The sequence below is a fragment of the Sphingobacterium sp. CZ-UAM genome (assembly GCF_002000245.1).
GTDB lineage: Bacteria > Bacteroidota > Bacteroidia > Sphingobacteriales > Sphingobacteriaceae > Sphingobacterium.
In genome coordinates this window covers 2142886-2162159 of record NZ_MTCM01000001.1, presented here as the reverse complement: position 1 = coordinate 2162159, position 19274 = coordinate 2142886, and the positions used below count along the sequence as shown (strand labels likewise).

The window sequence follows — 19274 nt, the reverse complement described above, 5'->3', positions numbered from 1 at the left end:
TATAATTATCTCAATCTATAATAAACGATTCTTTCCATATCATCTGGACGATAAGTTAATTGACTACTTTCGTTGGTTACAGGATCTATGACTGGAGGATAGGGGGTAAAAAATTCATTTTCCGTCATACCTGTGCGGATATAATATTGTGATCCACCACCTTTGGCGTCATAAGTCCCATCAGGATTGACAATTCCTGCATGGGTTACATACTTCGCAAAAGTAACAGGCATGCGTTCGATTATATCCCGAACCTCCTCTGTACGGTTCGGGATGTTTAAAATCTTTTCTTCCTTTTCTGATGGCAATTTTTGTACATTAGTAAAATTTGAAGTAGCCCAAAATACTAGCTCCCGGTAAAATTTCGCATTGTTTTCGGTAGTAAGATTTGAACACTTTTATCTTTATTCACTTTGACAAAAACTTTCAATTTGGTTTCAATCGGTCTGCCTGAACTATATATTATCGCGGGGCTCCATTTTACCTTTTTTGAATTATCAAAATATCTATTCTCTTTTAAAAGAAAAATTGCTTTTACAATATTGCTTAAATCAGATTCCGTCCCGCCAATTAGATTTATTGATTTTAATTCCCCTGATCTTGAAATTATCAATTCAAAGACACAAACTGAATCAATTAGAGCATTCGCTCCAAGGGAACTCACTTGTGTAGCAATCTGTTGTTGGAGATTGTTTATATCGCCCAAATACTTTGCTGGAAAACCCCATGGCGGAATCTTCCCATAAAAATCGATGTTATCTGAAAAATAATAGACCGAACTGTCTCTATATAGAGACGCTTTATTAAGATATTTAATATTAGCGTTCAAATTTGCATTCAAATATTTTGCTTGAACCTCTTGAATATTGGGTAAATTCAGCCAAGGGTAATCCTGATGTAAGATGAACCGATCTCCCTCGAAATTTAAATCAAAATAGTTATGGTCTTCCTTCCATCCATTAAACTGTGTTGTTTTTATTGAAAATATTTTAATATAAGATGCTTTTTGGTTCGCATATATTACATTAATATAATTTACGTTATCATCTTTAATCGTCTCCTTTTCTAAAGATAATACCTTTATCTGCCCATTTTCTTGAGAGGATCCATTTAATGAAAACAGAACTGTCAGAAATAAAAGAAAAAATTTCATACCAAATTAATTTTGTTATTTATAATATATAACTGTACCTTGAGCATAGCTTGTTCCATCTGGTCCATCAGGTTGTAAAAACTGCGCTTCCGATGTCATTCCGCTTATTACTTCTCCGGCTCCTCCTTTAGCAGAATATGTTCCAGTAAGCTTATCCACTATTCCTGCATGGATCACTTCACCGTTATTAAAAACTGCGACAAATGAAGCTTCTGATTTGTTCGTTGTTCGTTCATACCCTAGGGTAGATTCCAGAAATGTGGTTGTTATTCTACCTTCATCACTTTGATTTTGCGGAGTTTGGGGATTATCAACAATCCAATAATCAGATGTACCTGTTAATGCAAAACCTATACAATTTGCACTTTCTGCTTCTGTTGGTGGCCTGAGCTGGCCTGTTATGGGGTCAACCACACTTGCCACTTTGTATACTTTTATGTTTTCATTATTTGTGGTTTTAAGTGTATATTCTTCCATATTCATTGCAATATTATAACCATTATAGACGAAAGGAGGTGCTTGAGTACGGGTGGCTACAATTTCTCCATTTACACGTTGCCAAGGGTCGTGGTCGGGCTGATACGGAGCACTTGCACAATAATAACTGCCATCTTCATTCTGGATCATTTCATATCCGAGACTTTCAAAATACTGGATATAAGATCTTTTGATGTCCTCTTCATGTGGTATTGCTGGAGGAATAGTAGTCGTTGAATACGGATTGTGACCTGTATTCTGATTATTAGCCCAAGAATATACATCCACAGGGGAAAGAAGGATATTGCCATTAGAATCAGTGTATTGACTTTGACCGTTAACAGTGAATGGAATACCCATATCCGACGCCCATTGGACTACCTGGTCAATTGTATCGACACTTCCACCACCCAATATACTGAGCATCTGATAATGTGGAATGATAGATAATTCTCGCTCTAATTCTGCGAAGACTAATTTTGTTTTTCTTTTCATTTGTTTTTTTTAAGTTTAATAATTTGTTGCTTATTATTGTATAATTGGTTTCTGAGTTGAAAAGCCATGCCGTAGCTTTTGTTACCCTATGTTAAAGATAAAAAAATGTTTTATATTTTAAATAACCTTAAATATAATGAAGTTAAAAAAGTTTCCACTCTATAGGCAATTGGATAAAATGGATTGCGGGCCAGCGAGTTTAAAAATGATTGCAAGATATTATGGGAAATATTATTCTTTACCTTATTTAAGAGATCTCTGCGGTAATACTAGGGAAGGAGTTTCGCTGGCAGGTATTGCCCATGGTGCCGAGGCTATTGGCTTACGAAGCTTAGCAACGGAATGCACAACTCAGGACTTAATTGATAAAGTGCCTCTTCCCATAATCATTTTCTGGGACAGATCACACTTTGTCGTGCTTCATGCGATCAATGAACGACGAAATAGGGAAACAACTTTCCAAATTGCCGACCCTGCAAAAGGACAGATGAACTATAGTTTACGTGAATTTGAAGATAAATGGATTAGGAGTGAAGAAAATAAATCTTCTGGGGTGGCATTAATCATGGAGCCCCAAGCAGACTTTAAACAACGTCAAGCTGGAGAAAAAGCGGAGCGGGGAAAACATCTTGAAAAGATATTAGGCTATTTTCTACCCTATAAGAGTAGCTTTCTTTATCTGGGCTTGGTGATGTTGCTCATTATAGCCATGCAGTCACTATTACCCTTTATTTCGAAAGCGGTGATTGATGTAGGTATTCAGACACAGGATATTAGTTTTATTAATATCGTGTTAATTGCCAATTTGGCTTTGATTGTCAGTATTACGTTGAGTTCAGCTGTTCGCGACTGGATATTACAGCACATGTCTTCCCGAATCAATATTGCCTTGATTTCTGATTACTTAATTAAACTCATGAAACTTCCGGTTTCTTTTTTTGAGAATAAAATGCTTGGCGATATTTTGCAAAGGGCAAATGACCATGAACGGATTCGAAATTTCATTATGAACAACTCGTTGAACCTTATTTTCTCGACGCTTACCTTTGTTGTCTTCGGTATTGTGTTATTGATTTATAATACTACGATTTTTTATATTTTTTTGCTTGGCAGTACATTGTATGTGTTATGGGTTATGAGTTTTTTGAGACTCCGAAAGAAACTAGATTGGGATTATTTTGAGTTGACAGCTAAAAATCAGAGCTATTGGGTCGAAACAATTGGCGGTATCCAAGATGTCAAGATTAACAACTATGAGCAAGCTAAACGCTGGAAATGGGAAGCTATTCAAGCCCGGTTGTTTAAGGTAAATTTACGCATGCTGGGAATAAATAATATTCAAAATCTAGGTGCGAGTTTTATAGACTCTGTTAAAAACCTTCTTATCACCTTTTTCTGTGCAAGAGCTGTAATCGCTGGCGATATTACATTTGGGGTAATGATTTCTACCCAGTTTATTATTGGCCTGCTAAATGGCCCTGTACAGCAATTGATTTCTTTTATGGTGTCTTTTCAATTTGCACAGATTTCATTTATGCGTCTTAGCGAAATTCAATCGCTAAAGGATGAGGATGAAGATACTGGCGGTAATGATATGAACTTAACCGGGAACAAAGATATTACGCTTAAAGATGTTTCATTTCAGTATAGCCAAGTGTCCCCAATGACCTTGAAAAATATACATTTAGTAATACCTCAGGGAAAAATTACCGCAATTGTCGGGGATAGTGGGAGCGGAAAATCAACGCTGTTGAAACTGCTACTGAGACTTTATAAGCCTAGCTATGGTGAAATATTGATCGGAGGACTCAATATAAATAATATAAGTCTGCGGCAATGGCGGGACAAATGTGGAGCAGTCATGCAGGATGGGAAAATATTCAACGATACGATATTAAATAATATAATCCTAGACGACGAAAAACCAGATAATGAACGTCTTCTGAATGCCGTCCGGGCTGCAAATATCGGACATGAAATCGAACAATTGCCGTTAGGATACCAAACTAAAATGGGTGAAAATGGGCGTGGTTTGAGCGGTGGACAAAAACAACGCGTGTTAATTGCTAGAGCCTTATATAGAAATCCCGATATTTTATTCTTTGATGAAGCAACGAATGCATTAGATTCATTAAATGAACAAAAAATTGTTGAAGCCTTAGACGATGTGTTTTACGGCAAAACAGTGATCGTGGTCGCTCATAGACTGAGTACAATCCGAAAAGCCGATCAGATTATTGTTATGAAAAACGGTGCTGTTATTGAGATCGGAACACATGACGGCTTATTGGAGCGACGAGGACGTTATTTTCAATTAGTGGAGAGTCAATCTGGAATAAAAATATCCTCCAATTAAAGAAAAGACTAAAAATAAGCCATGATGCCAAAAAAGGATAAGTTAGAGATGCAAGATCTGAATGGATTTTTGGAAAAATATGTAAGGTATTTGCAAAAAGATTCCGAAACGGAGATCAATCTATCCTTGACAGGGAATAGTGGAGCCTTTTTATTCTACTGCCATGCTATAGAAGTCGGAGTTGAGGGAGCCGATAGTCAGTATTGGAATAAACTTGTAGTCGATATTTTTCATTACATAACAAAAGGCAATATGAATGAAAAGACATCCTATTGGAATGGCATTTATGGCATGATTTTGATGTTTGAGGTACTCGATAAAAGTGAGTTAATAGATAGCAAAATTTGTTCTGCGTTTTTTGATTTTGATAAAATATTAATAGACAAATTGATTCAGGGACAAATTGTCGATGACGAAATTTTATATTTAGCAAACACGTTGTTGATTCGCTTGAGACATTATCAGAGGATACATGATTTATATGTTGGAGCGGAAATTGCGCTTGTTCACGTTGTTGAAATAATTCTTAGAGCGAATGTAAACCTTTTATTTCCAACATTGCTCCAGACAAATCAAATAGCTTTTCTTACGAGAATGGTTCAAAGAGGACTTTATGTCCAACCAATAATCAAATTTATGAGGCAACTCAGGCCTAAGCTTAGCTTATTTTTTGAATCTGAAACTCCAAGTGTTGAATCTATTAATGTCATGCTAGTTTATTCAGATTATTTGGATAGAATAGGAGACCGGAAAGCATTAAAAGCTATGAAGAGATCAATTTTGTCAATTGATTACCTAAATATTTCCTATAGTAGTAAACTAACTTTTGAAGAAAATTTGTCTTATTTTATATTTCTCAACAGACTGATTCGTTTTTACCATGTTAATCCTCTACTTACTTTAAGTACTTTTATCTCCAATCGGCTAATGGATGATAGACATCAAATGTTATCGGGTCAATCTCTGCCGCAGTTTCGTAATGGTATTCTCAATTCTAGTCTCGCGCTTACAACAATATCTTTTTATTATCCTAATTTGTCGGCTTGGGACATAGTCTTATTAATCTCATAAATTATGCTTTATCTTTCTGTTCAACCTGCGGAGCCTTATTTTTTATGGCAATTGGAAATTCAATTACAGAACTTTCGAGAAATTGGGCTCAATCCTATCGATATTCATATTGTTCTTGGGTATAGCTTGGGAAATGACAGACCGAATATCTTTGATCATTTGGAGCAAGAAAATTATGGGAATTTTTTCTATTATCCATATGATTTTTCTGAGAACTACTACCTATCTTCAATAAGACCTGTATTGTTACAAAGACATTTTGAGCAGTTCCCTGAATTATACGATAAAACAATTTTTTATCATGATAGTGATATTATCTTTAGAGAAAGAATTGATGAAATGAAGTTTCAAAAAGACAAAATTTGGTATTTGTCTGACACGAGATCTTACCTTTCGGCAGATTACTTATTGAAATTCGGGGATAAGTTTTTTGCCGACTTGTGCGCCCTGGTTGGTATTTCACCTATGCTTGTGCTTAATAATAATCAATATACAGGAGGTGCACAATATATCTTGAAGAATGTTGATGTATCTTTTTGGAATGATGTATATGTTGACGGTGAGAAGATTTTCAAGTTTATCAATAATTATAATAAATCAGGTCAGAAAAACACTAAGGTTCAAGCTTGGTGTGCAGATATGTGGGCTATCCTATGGAATGCATGGAAAAGAGGTATTCATACACGTTTAGATCAGGAGTTAGATTTCTGTTGGCCAAAGGAACATATTTCTAGATGGCATTCAACAAAAATATTGCATAATTCGGGTGTATCCTATAGAGATAGAAGGGGATACTTTTGCAAATCATTGTACATGGATAATTCGCCATATTATATTGATTTTTCAAAAATAGATCCAAAGAGCTGCTCGAGTATTATTGTGTCGAAAATAAAACAAGTACAGAGGTTTCAAAATACTATAGAATTAAAAGACTTAACAGTCATCTTCCATGAAAAAGATTTGGAATGGAGATACCTCGTCAATTATTTGCGTTATATATTTAAAAATTTTAAGGTTAAAGTCATTATTCTAAAATCGGCGCCTTCACTTTGCGACTATACCGATATGTTATTGGAATTTGTTGATTTACAAGTTGTCGAGGTAGGACATGTTTCTAAGGTGATTACCGAATATGTCTCAACGAAAATCCTTTTGTATATTGATGCAAGAATCTTTGTAATGACAAGTGGCATATTAAAAGCTTATAATTATGTGGTCGCCAACCAAAGATCATTTGTTAGGCCATATGATTGTGTTGATGATTTTGACAAAATTAAAAGAGAGGATTTTATTAATCTGTTAGAGATCAATATCGCTAGTTCTGATGGGGAGGGAGTAAAAAGGAAATATTCGGCGGAGTGTTTTATGATGACTAAAGCGTTATATCTTAACTGTGGGGGTGAAAATTTAGACTGGAATTATTATCTCAATAATGGGTTTAATTTGGAAAGGGAATCAAGAATTAGGTTACTTGGTCATGATATACATTTTGTCGATGAGACTTCTTATATTAAATCTTTAGAAAAAGATGATCCAAGGTATAGTGGAGAAATTGGTTCTAATCGGATAAAATATTACGAACGAATAAAAAATGGTTCAAAATCCAAATTGCTTAAAGATCTCCGGATTTTGAACTATTCAGAGAAGATAAAGAAAGCAAATACTTCTTATTCTTTTGGAAAAGATCAGATTTCGATCAATATTTTCAATATTGAAAGGAGAAGTTGTACTAATGGCGATGTCTTAAAGGAATTTGCAGATAAAGATGATTATAAATTAAACCTTTATACTGAATATCGGATAGATGGAAATAGACAGTTGTGGGAAATACTTGTTGTCGCAATAAAAAAACATGATTTTCTTAAGCAACCATTTTTTATTATGAGTGATGAGAACATGTGTTTTACTAAAAGTTATCGGAAAGCTCTCTTGTTTGAGGTTCTCAAAGAAATGTTGATTTTCGATCTGGATTATGTAAATACTGGATCAAGGGGAGGTTTTCGCGATGTTCGACGGCTCAGTGAGCATTTAATTTGGGTAGATAAATGTTTGTTGGTACAGATGGTCATATTATCTAAAGATTTCTGTAATAAGATATTGGATCATCCGTTCGTAGAGGATAAGTCTATTGATGAATAATTGAGTGAAATGACAGAACTTAAATGTGTTACATGGCCTTTTTTGTCAATGAGTCAAAATAATGAACATTCTAAAGAAGACCAAGATAACTACTATCCAGATGAGAAAACAATGGATTTTATAAATGCAGAAAACTATATCAGTTATGAAATTGGCAATCATTAACTAAAAAGACTTTTATTTAGATTTATTGATTTTAGTCCCAACCAAGTTTTTATCCCACTAAGAACTGATTTTTACGCAAATTGATTAAGTTTGTAACATGGCAAACGCAGTTCGATTAAATAAGACCCAGCGGCGCAAGATCAATATCTTTGTGCGTTGTGTTGCAATTTCGTTGCTGGCTTGGTTGTTGTTCTCAATTTCCAACCAATATACCGTGTCTGTCAAGGCTGCGATAGAATACGTCAATCTACCCGAAAAACGGGCTTTTCATCCACAACAATCGGATACGGTCAAAGTAAAGCTTGAGATGACGGGCTGGCAGTTCCTGTTTTCGAAAGCGGCATTGGAAACGCCCAAGGTACAGGTGGATCTCAGCTCGCTGAAAACAAAAGATTGGATCGTTTTTTCCAATCAGCTGGGTTTTATCAACCGCCAGTTTCCGCATGAGCAGCGTGTGGTGTCGGTGAGTCCCGATACCCTGTTCTTTGATTTTTCAAAACAAACACAACGCAAAGTCCCGGTAAAACCTTTGTCCAACATCTTGTTTAAGAGGGGCTATGGCGTTATCGCTGATACAAAAGTCACCCCTGCATACGTGACTATAACAGGACCATACGAAGATGTTTCTACGATAGAATATTGGGAAACAGATACCGTGCGCGGAAAAGAGGTGGAGACTGATGTGCGCACTGTGGCTAATCTCAGCCGCAATCAAAAGGGGAATATCAATGTCTACCCCACATCCGTGGAGGTGCTGATGCCGGTAGGAGAGTTGACCGAGAAAGTCATCGAATTGCCTGTAAAAGTTGAAAATGGGCAGCGTTATAGTTCTGTGAGACCCAATCCAAGTAAAGTGGTGATCACGGTGCTGATGTCGGTCAAGGATTATAATAATTATACATCCCGTGATTTTGAAGCGGTGGTGGACCTGGCCGACTGGGAAAAAAATGAGGTGCAATATTTACCGATCTTGTTGACCAAGGTGCCGGATTATTGTAAGATTATCAGCGTTGTGCCTCAGAATGTGGACTTCTTTGTGCGAAAATAGAAAACAAAAATGGGGCTGAAAATTGGAATAACAGGCGGAATAGGTTCCGGAAAAACATTTATCTGTAGGCTTTTTGAAGCCCTTGGTATACCAGTCTATAATGCAGACGAGGAAGCTAAAAAATTAATGAATACCGATGTACGGATCAAGGAAAAGCTTATTGCACAGTTTGGTGCAGCAACATACAAAGATGGTCTGCTGGACCGGGCATTCCTGGCCAATATGGTCTTTTCGGATAAGGATAAACTTGAACTCCTGAACAGTATTGTACATCCGATTGTGATCCAGGAAGCTAAAGATTGGGCTGAGCGCCAGACTACACGTTATTCGCTCAAAGAAGCTGCGCTGCTTTTTGAGAGTGGTTCTTACAAAGAGCTGGATTATACCATATTGGTTACTGCACCGATGGATATTCGCATCCAGCGTGTCATCGAGCGCGATGACGCAACGGAACAACAGGTACGGGAACGTATCAATAAACAATTGTCTGACGAAGAAAAACTGCAACTTGCGGACTTTGTCATCGTTAACGATGGGATCACTCCACTACTACCACAGGTGTGGAAATTGCATCAAAAATTTCTAAAATAAATATATGTCTATCATACTGTCTGACTTTCTGGTCAGAAAACCGGAAGGATATTATTGCCGTTATGGCAATTTTTTTATTGATGCGGGTAGCCCCGTAGCACATAATGTGGTATCTCATGCCCATGGTGACCATGCTAGTTCAGGACATGATTATGTCTATTGTACAAACGGAACAGCATTGTTTATGAGCTATCGCTATAAGCAAAACCGTAAGGATTCATACCAGATCAAATTGTTTAATAGCAGTTTTAAAATAGGTTCGGTCGAAATTACTTTTTTAGCAGCTGGGCATATATTAGGTTCGGCCCAGATTTTAATGGAATACCAGGGGGTACGCTATTTATATACAGGTGATTATAAATTTCAGGTTGACGAAACCTGTGAAGCCATCGAAGTTCGACAGGCTGATGTACTAATTACTGAAAGTACTTTTGCAAATCCTGAGATTATCCATCCAGATCCCATTCAGGAGATCAAGAAACTAGATGGACATGCGAGTAATATTCTACTGGGGACTTACGTGCTAGGTAAGGCGCAACGGATCACAGACCTGATCAACAGGTACTGTCCGGAAAGAAGGGTGCTGGTGCATAGTGGCATATTGCCCTACCATCGCTTATACGATCAACATGGACTTAAAAAAATGACTTACGAACCTTACAACCGTAGGGAAATGAAGCAGGGGGAACAGAATAAGGTTTATCTGGTACCACCCATGACTTTCAATAGTTATTTTAGGGCGACAAAAGTATTAAGGGCCTTCGCTTCTGGATGGAAACGGTTACAGGCTCAGAATGACATTGAATTGTATATCTCCGATCATGTGGACTGGAACGATATTCTACATTATATTAAGATAGTTGATCCGAAAGAGGTATGGACATTGCATGGTGATGGTACCATACTCAAAAGTTATTTTGGCGATAGGTTAATGGTACGAGATGTGCTTTCGGCATAAAGGAGGGCTGATCCCCTCCTTATTATTTCATATTGATTATCTTGTCGACAACATACACTGTATTGCCACGCCAAGGTAATACACCGTGGTACTCCTTATATTGAAGATCAAAATATTTACCGCTATTGAGCTCAAGCTGACGAAATATAGAATCGTCCTCAATGGAGAATTCGAATTGGTTGCTGGCAATTCCACCGGTTTTAACACTACCAAACCCTTCCTGAATCAGTTTTCCTTCATAGGTCTTAAATATATTGCCCTTTTTGACAGCATAGTTTAAGTAGCCGGATTTCACCCCTTCACCAAATACATAATAGTATTTCCAGTAAGCATAAGATCCAAAGCCTACTAACAAAAATAGGATCAGAAGAAATAAAAATTTCTTAAATCCAGATTTAGTCTTTTTTTGTTGCGGTAAATCTTCCATAATTTTTTGCTCGTTTTTGTTGTATTATTTACTTTTCATTTTATTCTAATATATTTTGGCGCAAAGCTGTCCAAGTTCATCATACACAAGAACTCGGCCAATTATAAAGGTTTGAAAAAGTATCAGCGTAAATGCGAGAATGGTCCACAAGGAGCGCATGATCTGTATCTAAGAGGCGAAAAAGCACCAGCAGGCATACCAGTTGGTGCTAATTAAAAAATTAATTGCCTGAGAACTGGTCTTATGGACTAATTATATTAGTATTTGTTGCTTTATATAGTGATTCTTGCTAATTTTTGTAAATTTGGGTAATGGATTCGCCCCAAACATATCGCAAAATTATCCATCTGGATATGGACGCTTTCTATGCGTCTGTGGAGCAGCGGGATTTTCCGGAGTATAGGGGTAAAGCTATCGCCGTGGGCGGTTCACCGGATGGACGGGGAGTAGTGGCCACGGCCAGCTATGAGGCCCGAAAATTTGGTGTAAAGTCAGCCATGAGTTCCCGAAAAGCGCTACAGCTCTGCCCGGACATCATATTTACCCGACCTCGGTTTGATGTATATAAGCAGGTTTCCTATCAGATCCGGGAAATCTTTCAGCGCTATACAGATTTAATTGAACCTTTGTCGCTGGATGAGGCTTTCTTGGACGTGACAATGGATAAACAGGGGATCGGTTCAGCCATTGACATCGCCCGAGCCATTAAGGCGGCAATCAAAGAAGAACTTAATCTGACGGTATCGGCAGGAATCTCCGTTAATAAATTTATTGCCAAGATCGCCTCGGATATGGATAAACCCAATGGCCTTACATTTATTGGTCCTTCAAAGATCCTGAAATTTATGGAGTCCTTGCCGGTGGAGAAATTCTTTGGTGTGGGAAAGGTGACGGCGAAAAAAATGCATGAGCTGGGTTTATTTACGGGGATGGATCTCAAAAAGCAACGGGAAGACGATCTGGTACGCTGGTTTGGCAAGACCGGACATTTTTTTTACCGCATTGTCCGCGGAATAGACGACCGGCCGGTTACACCCAATCGAAACAGCAAATCGGTTGGGATAGAGGATACTTTTGAGGCTGATATCGAAACTTTTGAAGAACTCAATGCTATACTGCAAAGATTGAGCATGCAGCTTTGGGGACGAATCGGCAAAAAGGAAATATCAGGTAGGACGCTGACCCTGAAACTAAAGTATGCTGATTTTGTTCAGCTGACGCGAAGTTTAACCCTGGATACCAGTTTCGACTCCGAGGAAAAAATCTATTCAACAGCCCATAGTTTACTGAGTAAGATCGCCTTGGCAAATAAGGTGCGGCTGCTAGGGGTTTCGATCTCTAATTTTATCGAGGAGACAGATTTTCCAAAAGAGGGTATCCAACTTGCGCTTTTTGAAAACTATCGGTAAGAGGGGATAGCCCCTGTATAGAGAACTGAATAAGCTTGTTACAGGTAAAATCATGGTTATTTACCACAATTCTTTATCTTAGCTGAAATAATTAATAAACATATCCGAGAATTAATGAATACAGTATCAAGAGTGCTCTTAGGTGCATCTATTGTGTTTTTTGTGCATGATCTGACTTTTGCACAGAAGAAATTGGATTTTGCGCAATCCTGGGGACAGAAGCCGTCTTTGACCGTGCGCACAAATCAATATCCGGGCTGGGCGGATGGAACGGCTTATCTGGAAAATGACGTCAATGACAGCAAGCTCTATCAGGTTAACGTCAAATCGGGGAAAAGAAGCATTTATACCATTCCTGCTAAGGAGGGGACGGTAGTCTATGTAGAGAAGAATGATATTTTTATCAAAAATGGCTCAGGTACGGCAAAAAAATTGACCAATTCACCTGATGTTGCTGAACAGAATCCGACTTTATCTCCGGATGGTCAATATGTTGCCTTCACACGTAAAAGCAATCTATATAGCGTAGAAGTGGCGACAGGGAAAGAGGCGCAGTATACTAATGATGGTACCGATGTGATCTACAACGGTTGGTCTTCATGGGTTTATTATGAGGAAATCTTGGGGCGTCCTACAAATTATAAAGCTTTTTGGTGGTCTCCGGATAGCAAAATGATTGCTTTTATGCGTTTTGATGATACCAAAGTGCCTATGTTCCCGATATACGCCTCCAAAGGACAACACGGTTATCTGGAGGAAACACGTTATCCGAAAGCGGGCGATCCGAATCCTGAAGTGAAAGTAGGGATTGTTCAACTAAATGGTGGACAGGTGACCTGGGCAGATTTCAATGAAAAAGACGATCAGTATTTCGGACAACCTTACTGGGCTTTCAATAGTAAAAATTTCATGGTACAATGGATGAACAGGGATCAGAACAACCTGAAATTCTACCAGGTGGATCCAAATACCGGTTCGAAAAAAGAGATCTATGATGAACGTCAGTCTTCCTGGATCAATCTGGATCATGATGAGCGCATTACTTACCTTGCTGACAATAAATATTATATTCTAAAGTCGGATAAAACGGGGTGGGCACATTATTACCTTTACAAGTTGGATGGAACATTAGTAAATCCGATTACATCCGGCGATTGGCAGGTGACCGAAATCAAACGGATAGACGAGAAAAATAAGGTGCTTTATTTTACCGCACGTAAGGAAAATTCGGCCCGTTTTGATCTTTACCGTGTAGATTACTCGGGTAAAAATCTGAAACGTCTAACCTTTGGCGATTATTCACATGACGTAAATGTATCGCCTGACGGTAAGTACTTTATCACTCGATATTCTAATGTGAGTACACCGGATCGTTTTGCATTGGTCGACAATCAAGGTAAGGTGGTACGCCAATTGGCGGATAGTAAAGCTGCGGACTTTAGTTCGTACACCTACGGTAAAACGGAGTATCTACATGTTAAATCGGATGATGGTCTATTTGATCTGCCACTGACGATCACTTATCCTACGGATTTTGACAAATCGAAAACTTATCCTGTGGTTTTCAGTATCTATGGTGGCCCAGATGCGGGTACTGTGAAGGATACCTGGAAAGGTACCGGCAATCAGTATTGGGCGAATGCAGGTGTTATCCAGATCTCGGCGGATCACAGGGCTTCTGGTCACTTTGGTAAGCAGGGCGTAGCTTATATGCACCGTAATCTGGGACATTGGGAGATTATCGATTATTCTACGATCGTAAAATGGTTGAAATCTCAGTCTTGGGTGGCTAAAAACAAGGTATTGATCACAGGTCATAGCTACGGTGGTTATATGACTTGTTTGGCGATGACTAAAGCTGCCGATGTATTTGACTTTGGTATTGCCGGTGCGCCGGTAACATCCTGGGAACTATACGATACCCATTATACCGAACGTTGGATGGATACGCCGCAAGATAATCCGGATGGTTATAAAGCTGGATCGGTATTAACTTATGTAAATAATTATAAAGGTGTACTACGTATTATGCACGGTGATATGGATGATAATGTTCATCTGCAGAATACCACGCAACTGGTTGATAAATTAACAGATAGAAGTGTACCTTTTGAACTGATGATCTATCCGGGCAGCCGTCATGGATTTGACCGTTCAAAAAGTAAATACGACTTTAATGAGCGTGCACGTTTTTACTATCAATATCTATTGGAGAAACCACTTCCAAAAGAGTTTAAGTAACCTATACAGTAATTCTGCTCAAATCCCTTATCTTTTGTTAAGATAGGGGATTTTTTTATGTTAAAAAACTCAAAAAATATCAATTTTATAGCAATGTAAATTGTTGGAAATTAAAAATAATGGCATCTTTGTAAAAGTTTATTCAAAGAAAAAATGATTCAATTCCTAAAGGAAAGTACTTTTGCCGTAAATGAAGTTTTTAATAGGTCGTTGGAGCTATTGAAAAAGCATTATTTTTCTGTTGCTGGCCTATGTTTTTTGCTATTTATCACCTCTGGTTTATCCAATTTTTTGGCAACAACAATCAGTGATTTCAATGTGGTACTGAGCGGTTTTATGGCCTTCTTTTTTATGGTCATGTATTTTGGACTGAACCTTACTTTGTTTAAATACATCCTCAATCTGATCGATGGCAACCAGGATAAGAAATTGATTCATTGTGTACCGAGCAGTAAGGAACTGGCTTATTTTTTCGGCGCAATGTTAAGTATTATGGTATTATCCATTGCGTTATTGATGATTTTGGGTGCTGTATCGCTTCCGTTTTTATATTTGTTTGAAAATGGCGAAAATCGGGCAGAAATCATGAGTAAGTTTACTGTCTTTGTCGTTTTTGTAGCTGCAATATTGACTTTTATTTTGATTATTCGTGTTGCATTTTACCCCTTCTTTATCATTGATAAACATGCAGGAACCTTTAAGTCACTACGCTTTAGCTTTGCATTGACCAAGGGCAACGTATTCAAATTATTATTAATCTTGGCGGTATTTGCTTTTTTTCAATTACTGCAGATGTATTTTAATTATTTAGAATATTACATAATTTTTATTATTTTGAACCTTGTGAGCTCGTTTCTGGTGGTACCTTTGGCCTGTATCGTTGTTTCGGTAGCTTACCGGGAAATGATGTCGGATTACCACGGTGGAGAGGATCCGAAGATTTTGAATAATATATTTTAATAAAGAGAGAAGGTTTTGAGTAAAAAAGGAATTGCCATTTTAGGGGCAACGGGCAGTGTTGGTACACAGGCCTTGGATGTTATTAGAGCCTTTCCGGATAAGTTTGAAGCTGTTGTTCTGACATGCGGTAGCAATGGTGACTTACTGATCAAACAAGCGTTAGAGTTTAAACCAAAATCGGTCGTTGTGACCGATCCGATCCAATATAAAATAGTTAAAGAAGCCTTGGCGCTTCAGCGCACGACGGTATTATATGGGGAAGAGGGCTTGATTGAAGCGGTGCAGTACGCTGAAATCGATATTGTCTTAAACGCAATTGTGGGCTCCGCAGGCTTAAAACCTACGGTCATGGCTATTCAATCCGGAAAAGATATTGCCCTGGCAAATAAGGAAACCCTGGTGGTTGCCGGTGAACTCATTATGGCCTTGGTCAGGGAATACGGTGTCAACATGTTGCCCGTAGACTCTGAACATTCGGCAATCTTTCAATGTCTGGTCGGAGAGGATCAGAATCCAATCGAGAAAATTTATGTGACGGCTTCTGGAGGGCCTTTTCGTGGAAGAAAAAGGGAGGAACTGCTGCAGGTAACGAAAGCGCAGGCGCTAAAACATCCCAATTGGTCTATGGGTGCCAAAATTACGATAGATTCCGCTTCTTTAATGAACAAAGGACTAGAGGTGATCGAAGCGAAATGGCTCTTTGATCTAGCGATCGATCAGGTGGATGTCATTGTACACCCGCAGTCGATCGTACATTCCCTGGTTCAATTTGAAGATGGATCTATGAAAGCACAAATGGGGCTGCCGGATATGAAGCTGCCTATTCAATATGCGTTGACCTATCCCGCCCGATTTGAAAATAATTTTGAACGGTTCAATTTTATGGATTATCCAACGCTCCATTTTGAAAAGGCAGATATGGAGACTTTTCGCAACCTAGCCTTGGCTTACGAAACGCTTCGGGCCGGTGGAAATAAATCCTGTATATTGAATGCTGCAAATGAAGTGGTGGTGGCTGCTTTTCTTGCGGATAAAGTTGGCTTCCTGGAGATGAGTGATCTCATTGAGCATACACTGGAAAAGGTGGAATTTATCGCCAGTCCGACACTGGAGGACTATCTGGAGACGGATCGGCTGGCAAGGTTAATAACAAAAGAAATAATCAAAGATTAAATATAGAAAGCATACATGGGTGTTTTAATTATGGTCGGACAAGTGATTTTAGGCTTGTCAATTTTAATTGTTCTACATGAGCTAGGACATTTTTTAGCAGCACGTGCATTTGGAATTAAAGTGGAGAAATTCTATTTGTTCTTTGATGCATGGGGAGTGAAATTATTTAAATTCAACTATAAAGGTTGTGAGTATGGTATCGGCTGGTTACCGCTGGGTGGCTATGTGAAAATTGCCGGTATGATCGATGAGTCAATGGACACCGAACAGCTGAAAGGAGAGCCACAACCTTGGGAGTTCCGCTCAAAACCAGCCTGGCAACGTCTGATCGTGATGCTAGGTGGTATTATCGTCAATATCATCGTGGGTATCCTTGTCTTTTGGATGCTGACCTTTAAAATGGGGAATACCGATGTCAAAATGGATCAACTGGTAAACGGTATCGTACCGGGCTCTATTGGTGAATCTATCGGTCTTAAAGCGGGTGATAAAGTGATCGCAATAGATGGGCACCGGGTTGAAAACTACTCGGAGTTGCTTGGTTCTAAAGTCCTGATGGGCGGTGTGGCCCTTACGGTAGAACGGGATGGCGCAACAAAAGAAATCAAAGTACCAGCGGATTTATTGAATACCTTGTCTGATAAAAAAGGAGAAAAATTCATTGAACCCCGCGTGAAAACAACAAGCGTGGCGCAAGTAGCTGCTGGATCCGTAGCCAGCAAAATGGGCTTCGCGAAAGGGGATAGTATCGTGGCAGTAAATGATATTCAGGTACCTTTCTTTGATCAATTCAGAACATTGATTAAAGCAAATGCCAATAAAGCTGTTGTCATCAAAGTAATCCGTGCAGGAACAGAGGTTGCCCTAAAGGGTAATGTACCTGCGGATGCTATGTTAGGGATTGGTATCAATCACGATTATTCCATTAAATCGTTTACAACGAATTATACACTTATGGAGGCTTTCCCAATAGGTGCCAAAAAAGCATTTACGGTAATCACGGATAATGCAAAAGGATTCGGTAAAATATTCAAAGGGGAGGTACGTGCTGATAAAGCCCTATCTGGTCCTATCGGTATTGCCACCTTATTCGGTACTGAAGTGGATTGGATTCGGTTCTGGTCTTTGGTTGGTATGCTTTCAATGGCTCTTGCATTTATGAATTTACTACCTATTCCGGCACTGGATGGCGGTCACGTTGTATTCTTACTGATCGAAATGATCCAAGGGAAGCCGCTGAGTGAAAAATTTCTCGAAAAAGCACAAATGGTCGGATTCTTTATCCTTTTGGGACTGATGGTGTTTATATTTGGTAACGATATTTTTAAGTTGTTCAAATAGCTTATCCAACAAAAAATAGGGGAGTTTTCTTTTGGAAAACTCCTTTTTTATTTCTTAAATTTGACCATGGACGGAAGAAATAGAGCGGATGTAAAGCCCGGAATGTTGGTAAATATCATTCTAAAAAAAGACCAGCGAACAGGGAATCTTACTGAAGGTATTGTAAAGGATTTACTGACATCCTCACCTTATCATTCAAGAGGAATAAAAGTAAGGCTGACTGATGGTCAAGTAGGACGAGTGGCTGAAATTATAGAAGATGACTTTTAATGACGCTTTAGCGTTAAATTAAATCTTTCCTTACTCCTAATTGTTCAGCTATTTTAGCTAATGAACTATAGCTCCCCAATGAAGTTATTGTTATTCAATTTGAATTGAATAAGATCGTTGTGTCGTGATGTGTATTTTGAAATAAGATTTGCATAGGAACATAATTATTGTTAACTTATTTCCATATTTTTTATTTTATTACATATTTATAGAATTTTATTGTAATAATTAGCTGAATGATCTCTTTTTCGAATGGATACCAAAAGTAAATGTAAGATTGTCTACGCAGATGATGCGATGATTCATCATGTGATGATGAAGGCTATGGCCCAATCCCATTCATTGGATTTGGTTTATTGTGCCTCTAATGGGCGAGATCTGATCAATTATTTAATTGAACATCCTAAAACGTTGCCTGAAGTGTGCATATTGGACTTGCACATGCCGATCCTGAACGGTATTGAGACTGCAAAGATTGTCAGGGACAAATTTCCTTCTATTCGTATATTTGGTCTGACCTCAAGTAGTGACGAAAGCGAACGGATCGAAATGTTGGCTGGAGGCGTAGAGCAGATTTTCTCCAAGGAAGATATGTCTGCTTTGTTACAGCAAATTTGCTAAGCTTAAAAACTTGATCCGCCCATAAATGCACGGAGATTAAAGTTGACTTGGAGATTCTCTATGATCGATAGATTGGACATAAGGAGCTCATATACCTTAATGAATATAAAAGCCACCAAAAACATTCACAAAAAAAGCCTAACAATTTGTTAGACTTTTTCATTATTTTCCAGTGCTTCCTTAAATTTTAAAAGCCTGACCCAAGCAGGGCATTTACTCAGATCTTTTTTCCATAAGCCAACATGGATAAAACTGGTGCTGATAAATCTTTCCACATCAAACACTTGCATATCTTGTTGTATTTCCAATGATTTGGGTAAGTCCCTGGACTGAAAATAGTGTTTTAATTCTTCTGGCGTCATACAACAAAAATAGTGTT

General features: G+C 38.3%; 19 protein-coding genes. 14 read left to right on the top strand and 5 right to left on the bottom strand.

All coding sequences use genetic code 11. The features are described 5' to 3' along the window. Positions 1–5 precede the first annotated feature (5 nt). From BWD42_RS09185 to BWD42_RS09175, 3 genes are read right to left on the bottom strand one after another with little or no spacing between them, the layout of a single operon-like run. Complete coding sequence (locus tag BWD42_RS09185) at positions 6–308, bottom strand: hypothetical protein (protein WP_077435238.1); 303 nt, start codon at positions 306–308, stop codon at positions 6–8. Positions 309–346: 38 nt separating this feature from the next. Then, positions 347–1153 (bottom strand): hypothetical protein, encoded by an 807-nt coding sequence (locus BWD42_RS09180; protein ID WP_077435236.1) that lies wholly within the window; start codon positions 1151–1153, stop codon positions 347–349. Between the two features lie 15 nt (positions 1154–1168). Next, positions 1169–2125: a hypothetical protein gene (locus tag BWD42_RS09175; RefSeq protein ID WP_077435234.1), complete on the bottom strand. Its 957-nt coding sequence runs from the start codon at positions 2123–2125 to the stop codon at positions 1169–1171. Between the two features lie 136 nt (positions 2126–2261). Between BWD42_RS09175 and BWD42_RS09170 the strand changes: the two genes are divergently transcribed. The 7 genes from BWD42_RS09170 to BWD42_RS09145 all read left to right on the top strand — a co-directional run bounded on the left by BWD42_RS09170 (position 2262) and on the right by BWD42_RS09145 (position 10453). Next, positions 2262–4481 (top strand): peptidase domain-containing ABC transporter, encoded by a 2220-nt coding sequence (locus tag BWD42_RS09170; protein ID WP_077435232.1) that lies wholly within the window; start codon positions 2262–2264, stop codon positions 4479–4481. 21 nt (positions 4482–4502) lie between these two features. Beyond that, a complete protein-coding gene (locus tag BWD42_RS09165; protein ID WP_077435230.1) occupies positions 4503–5552 on the top strand; it encodes a hypothetical protein in 1050 nt (349 codons plus the stop codon). A gap of 3 nt (positions 5553–5555) precedes the next feature. Continuing rightward, the gene (locus tag BWD42_RS09160; RefSeq protein WP_077435228.1) at positions 5556–7691 is read left to right on the top strand and encodes a hypothetical protein; all 2136 of its coding nucleotides are present in this window, start codon (positions 5556–5558) and stop codon (positions 7689–7691) included. 9 nt (positions 7692–7700) lie between these two features. Next, the gene (locus tag BWD42_RS24700; RefSeq protein ID WP_175992004.1) at positions 7701–7856 is read left to right on the top strand and encodes a hypothetical protein; all 156 of its coding nucleotides are present in this window, start codon (positions 7701–7703) and stop codon (positions 7854–7856) included. A gap of 97 nt (positions 7857–7953) precedes the next feature. Then, the gene (locus BWD42_RS09155) at positions 7954–8904 is read left to right on the top strand and encodes a hypothetical protein (RefSeq protein ID WP_077435226.1); all 951 of its coding nucleotides are present in this window, start codon (positions 7954–7956) and stop codon (positions 8902–8904) included. Positions 8905–8913: 9 nt separating this feature from the next. After that, complete coding sequence (gene coaE, locus BWD42_RS09150; protein WP_077435224.1) at positions 8914–9495, top strand: dephospho-CoA kinase; 582 nt, start codon at positions 8914–8916, stop codon at positions 9493–9495. A gap of 4 nt (positions 9496–9499) precedes the next feature. Then, positions 9500–10453, top strand: coding sequence for an exonuclease (locus BWD42_RS09145; protein WP_077435222.1), 954 nt, complete (start codon positions 9500–9502; stop codon positions 10451–10453). Positions 10454–10475: 22 nt separating this feature from the next. On the opposite strand, the gene BWD42_RS09140 is transcribed toward BWD42_RS09145, so the two are convergent. Beyond that, positions 10476–10880 (bottom strand): hypothetical protein, encoded by a 405-nt coding sequence (locus tag BWD42_RS09140; RefSeq protein WP_077435220.1) that lies wholly within the window; start codon positions 10878–10880, stop codon positions 10476–10478. 353 nt (positions 10881–11233) lie between these two features. Between BWD42_RS09140 and dinB the strand changes: the two genes are divergently transcribed. The 7 genes from dinB (at position 11234) to BWD42_RS09100 (ending at position 18895) form a co-directional block, all read left to right on the top strand. After that, positions 11234–12289, top strand: a complete 1056-nt coding sequence (gene dinB, locus BWD42_RS09130) for a DNA polymerase IV (RefSeq protein ID WP_254846200.1) — start codon at positions 11234–11236, stop codon at positions 12287–12289. 114 nt (positions 12290–12403) lie between these two features. Continuing rightward, complete coding sequence (locus BWD42_RS09125; RefSeq protein WP_077435214.1) at positions 12404–14530, top strand: S9 family peptidase; 2127 nt, start codon at positions 12404–12406, stop codon at positions 14528–14530. A 153-nt stretch (positions 14531–14683) separates the two neighbouring features. Then, the gene (locus BWD42_RS09120; protein ID WP_077435212.1) at positions 14684–15490 is read left to right on the top strand and encodes a beta-carotene 15,15'-monooxygenase; all 807 of its coding nucleotides are present in this window, start codon (positions 14684–14686) and stop codon (positions 15488–15490) included. Between the two features lie 15 nt (positions 15491–15505). Beyond that, positions 15506–16663, top strand: a complete 1158-nt coding sequence (locus tag BWD42_RS09115) for a 1-deoxy-D-xylulose-5-phosphate reductoisomerase (RefSeq protein ID WP_077435210.1) — start codon at positions 15506–15508, stop codon at positions 16661–16663. Between the two features lie 15 nt (positions 16664–16678). Next, entirely contained in the window at positions 16679–18004 is a 1326-nt protein-coding gene (gene rseP, locus BWD42_RS09110) for an RIP metalloprotease RseP (RefSeq protein WP_077435208.1), read from the top strand. Between the two features lie 66 nt (positions 18005–18070). After that, positions 18071–18274, top strand: a complete 204-nt coding sequence (locus BWD42_RS09105; protein WP_077435206.1) for a YwbE family protein — start codon at positions 18071–18073, stop codon at positions 18272–18274. Positions 18275–18526: 252 nt separating this feature from the next. Next, on the top strand, positions 18527–18895 hold the full coding sequence (locus tag BWD42_RS09100) for a response regulator (RefSeq protein ID WP_077435204.1): 369 nt from the start codon (positions 18527–18529) through the stop codon (positions 18893–18895). Between the two features lie 149 nt (positions 18896–19044). On the opposite strand, the gene BWD42_RS09095 is transcribed toward BWD42_RS09100, so the two are convergent. Beyond that, positions 19045–19257: a DUF6965 family protein gene (locus BWD42_RS09095; protein WP_077435202.1), complete on the bottom strand. Its 213-nt coding sequence runs from the start codon at positions 19255–19257 to the stop codon at positions 19045–19047. Positions 19258–19274 lie beyond the last annotated feature (17 nt).

Excerpts from the sequence above, each read along its gene's own strand:
- BWD42_RS09100 (WP_077435204.1), top strand. The coding sequence starts at position 18,527 with ATGGATACCAAAAGTAAATGTAAGATTGTCTACGCAGATGATGCGATG.
- BWD42_RS09125 (WP_077435214.1), top strand. The coding sequence starts at position 12,404 with ATGAATACAGTATCAAGAGTGCTCTTAGGTGCATCTATTGTGTTTTTT.
- BWD42_RS09105 (WP_077435206.1), top strand. The coding sequence starts at position 18,071 with ATGGACGGAAGAAATAGAGCGGATGTAAAGCCCGGAATGTTGGTAAAT.
- dinB (WP_254846200.1), top strand. The coding sequence starts at position 11,234 with ATGGACGCTTTCTATGCGTCTGTGGAGCAGCGGGATTTTCCGGAGTAT.
- BWD42_RS24700 (WP_175992004.1), top strand. The coding sequence starts at position 7,701 with ATGACAGAACTTAAATGTGTTACATGGCCTTTTTTGTCAATGAGTCAA.
- BWD42_RS09180 (WP_077435236.1), bottom strand. The coding sequence starts at position 1,153 with ATGAAATTTTTTCTTTTATTTCTGACAGTTCTGTTTTCATTAAATGGA.
- rseP (WP_077435208.1), top strand. The coding sequence starts at position 16,679 with ATGGGTGTTTTAATTATGGTCGGACAAGTGATTTTAGGCTTGTCAATT.
- BWD42_RS09165 (WP_077435230.1), top strand. The coding sequence starts at position 4,503 with ATGATGCCAAAAAAGGATAAGTTAGAGATGCAAGATCTGAATGGATTT.
- coaE (WP_077435224.1), top strand. The coding sequence starts at position 8,914 with ATGGGGCTGAAAATTGGAATAACAGGCGGAATAGGTTCCGGAAAAACA.
- BWD42_RS09175 (WP_077435234.1), bottom strand. The coding sequence starts at position 2,125 with ATGAAAAGAAAAACAAAATTAGTCTTCGCAGAATTAGAGCGAGAATTA.
- BWD42_RS09120 (WP_077435212.1), top strand. The coding sequence starts at position 14,684 with ATGATTCAATTCCTAAAGGAAAGTACTTTTGCCGTAAATGAAGTTTTT.
- BWD42_RS09140 (WP_077435220.1), bottom strand. The coding sequence starts at position 10,880 with ATGGAAGATTTACCGCAACAAAAAAAGACTAAATCTGGATTTAAGAAA.
- BWD42_RS09160 (WP_077435228.1), top strand. The coding sequence starts at position 5,556 with ATGCTTTATCTTTCTGTTCAACCTGCGGAGCCTTATTTTTTATGGCAA.
- BWD42_RS09095 (WP_077435202.1), bottom strand. The coding sequence starts at position 19,257 with ATGACGCCAGAAGAATTAAAACACTATTTTCAGTCCAGGGACTTACCC.
- BWD42_RS09155 (WP_077435226.1), top strand. The coding sequence starts at position 7,954 with ATGGCAAACGCAGTTCGATTAAATAAGACCCAGCGGCGCAAGATCAAT.
- BWD42_RS09145 (WP_077435222.1), top strand. The coding sequence starts at position 9,500 with ATGTCTATCATACTGTCTGACTTTCTGGTCAGAAAACCGGAAGGATAT.
- BWD42_RS09170 (WP_077435232.1), top strand. The coding sequence starts at position 2,262 with ATGAAGTTAAAAAAGTTTCCACTCTATAGGCAATTGGATAAAATGGAT.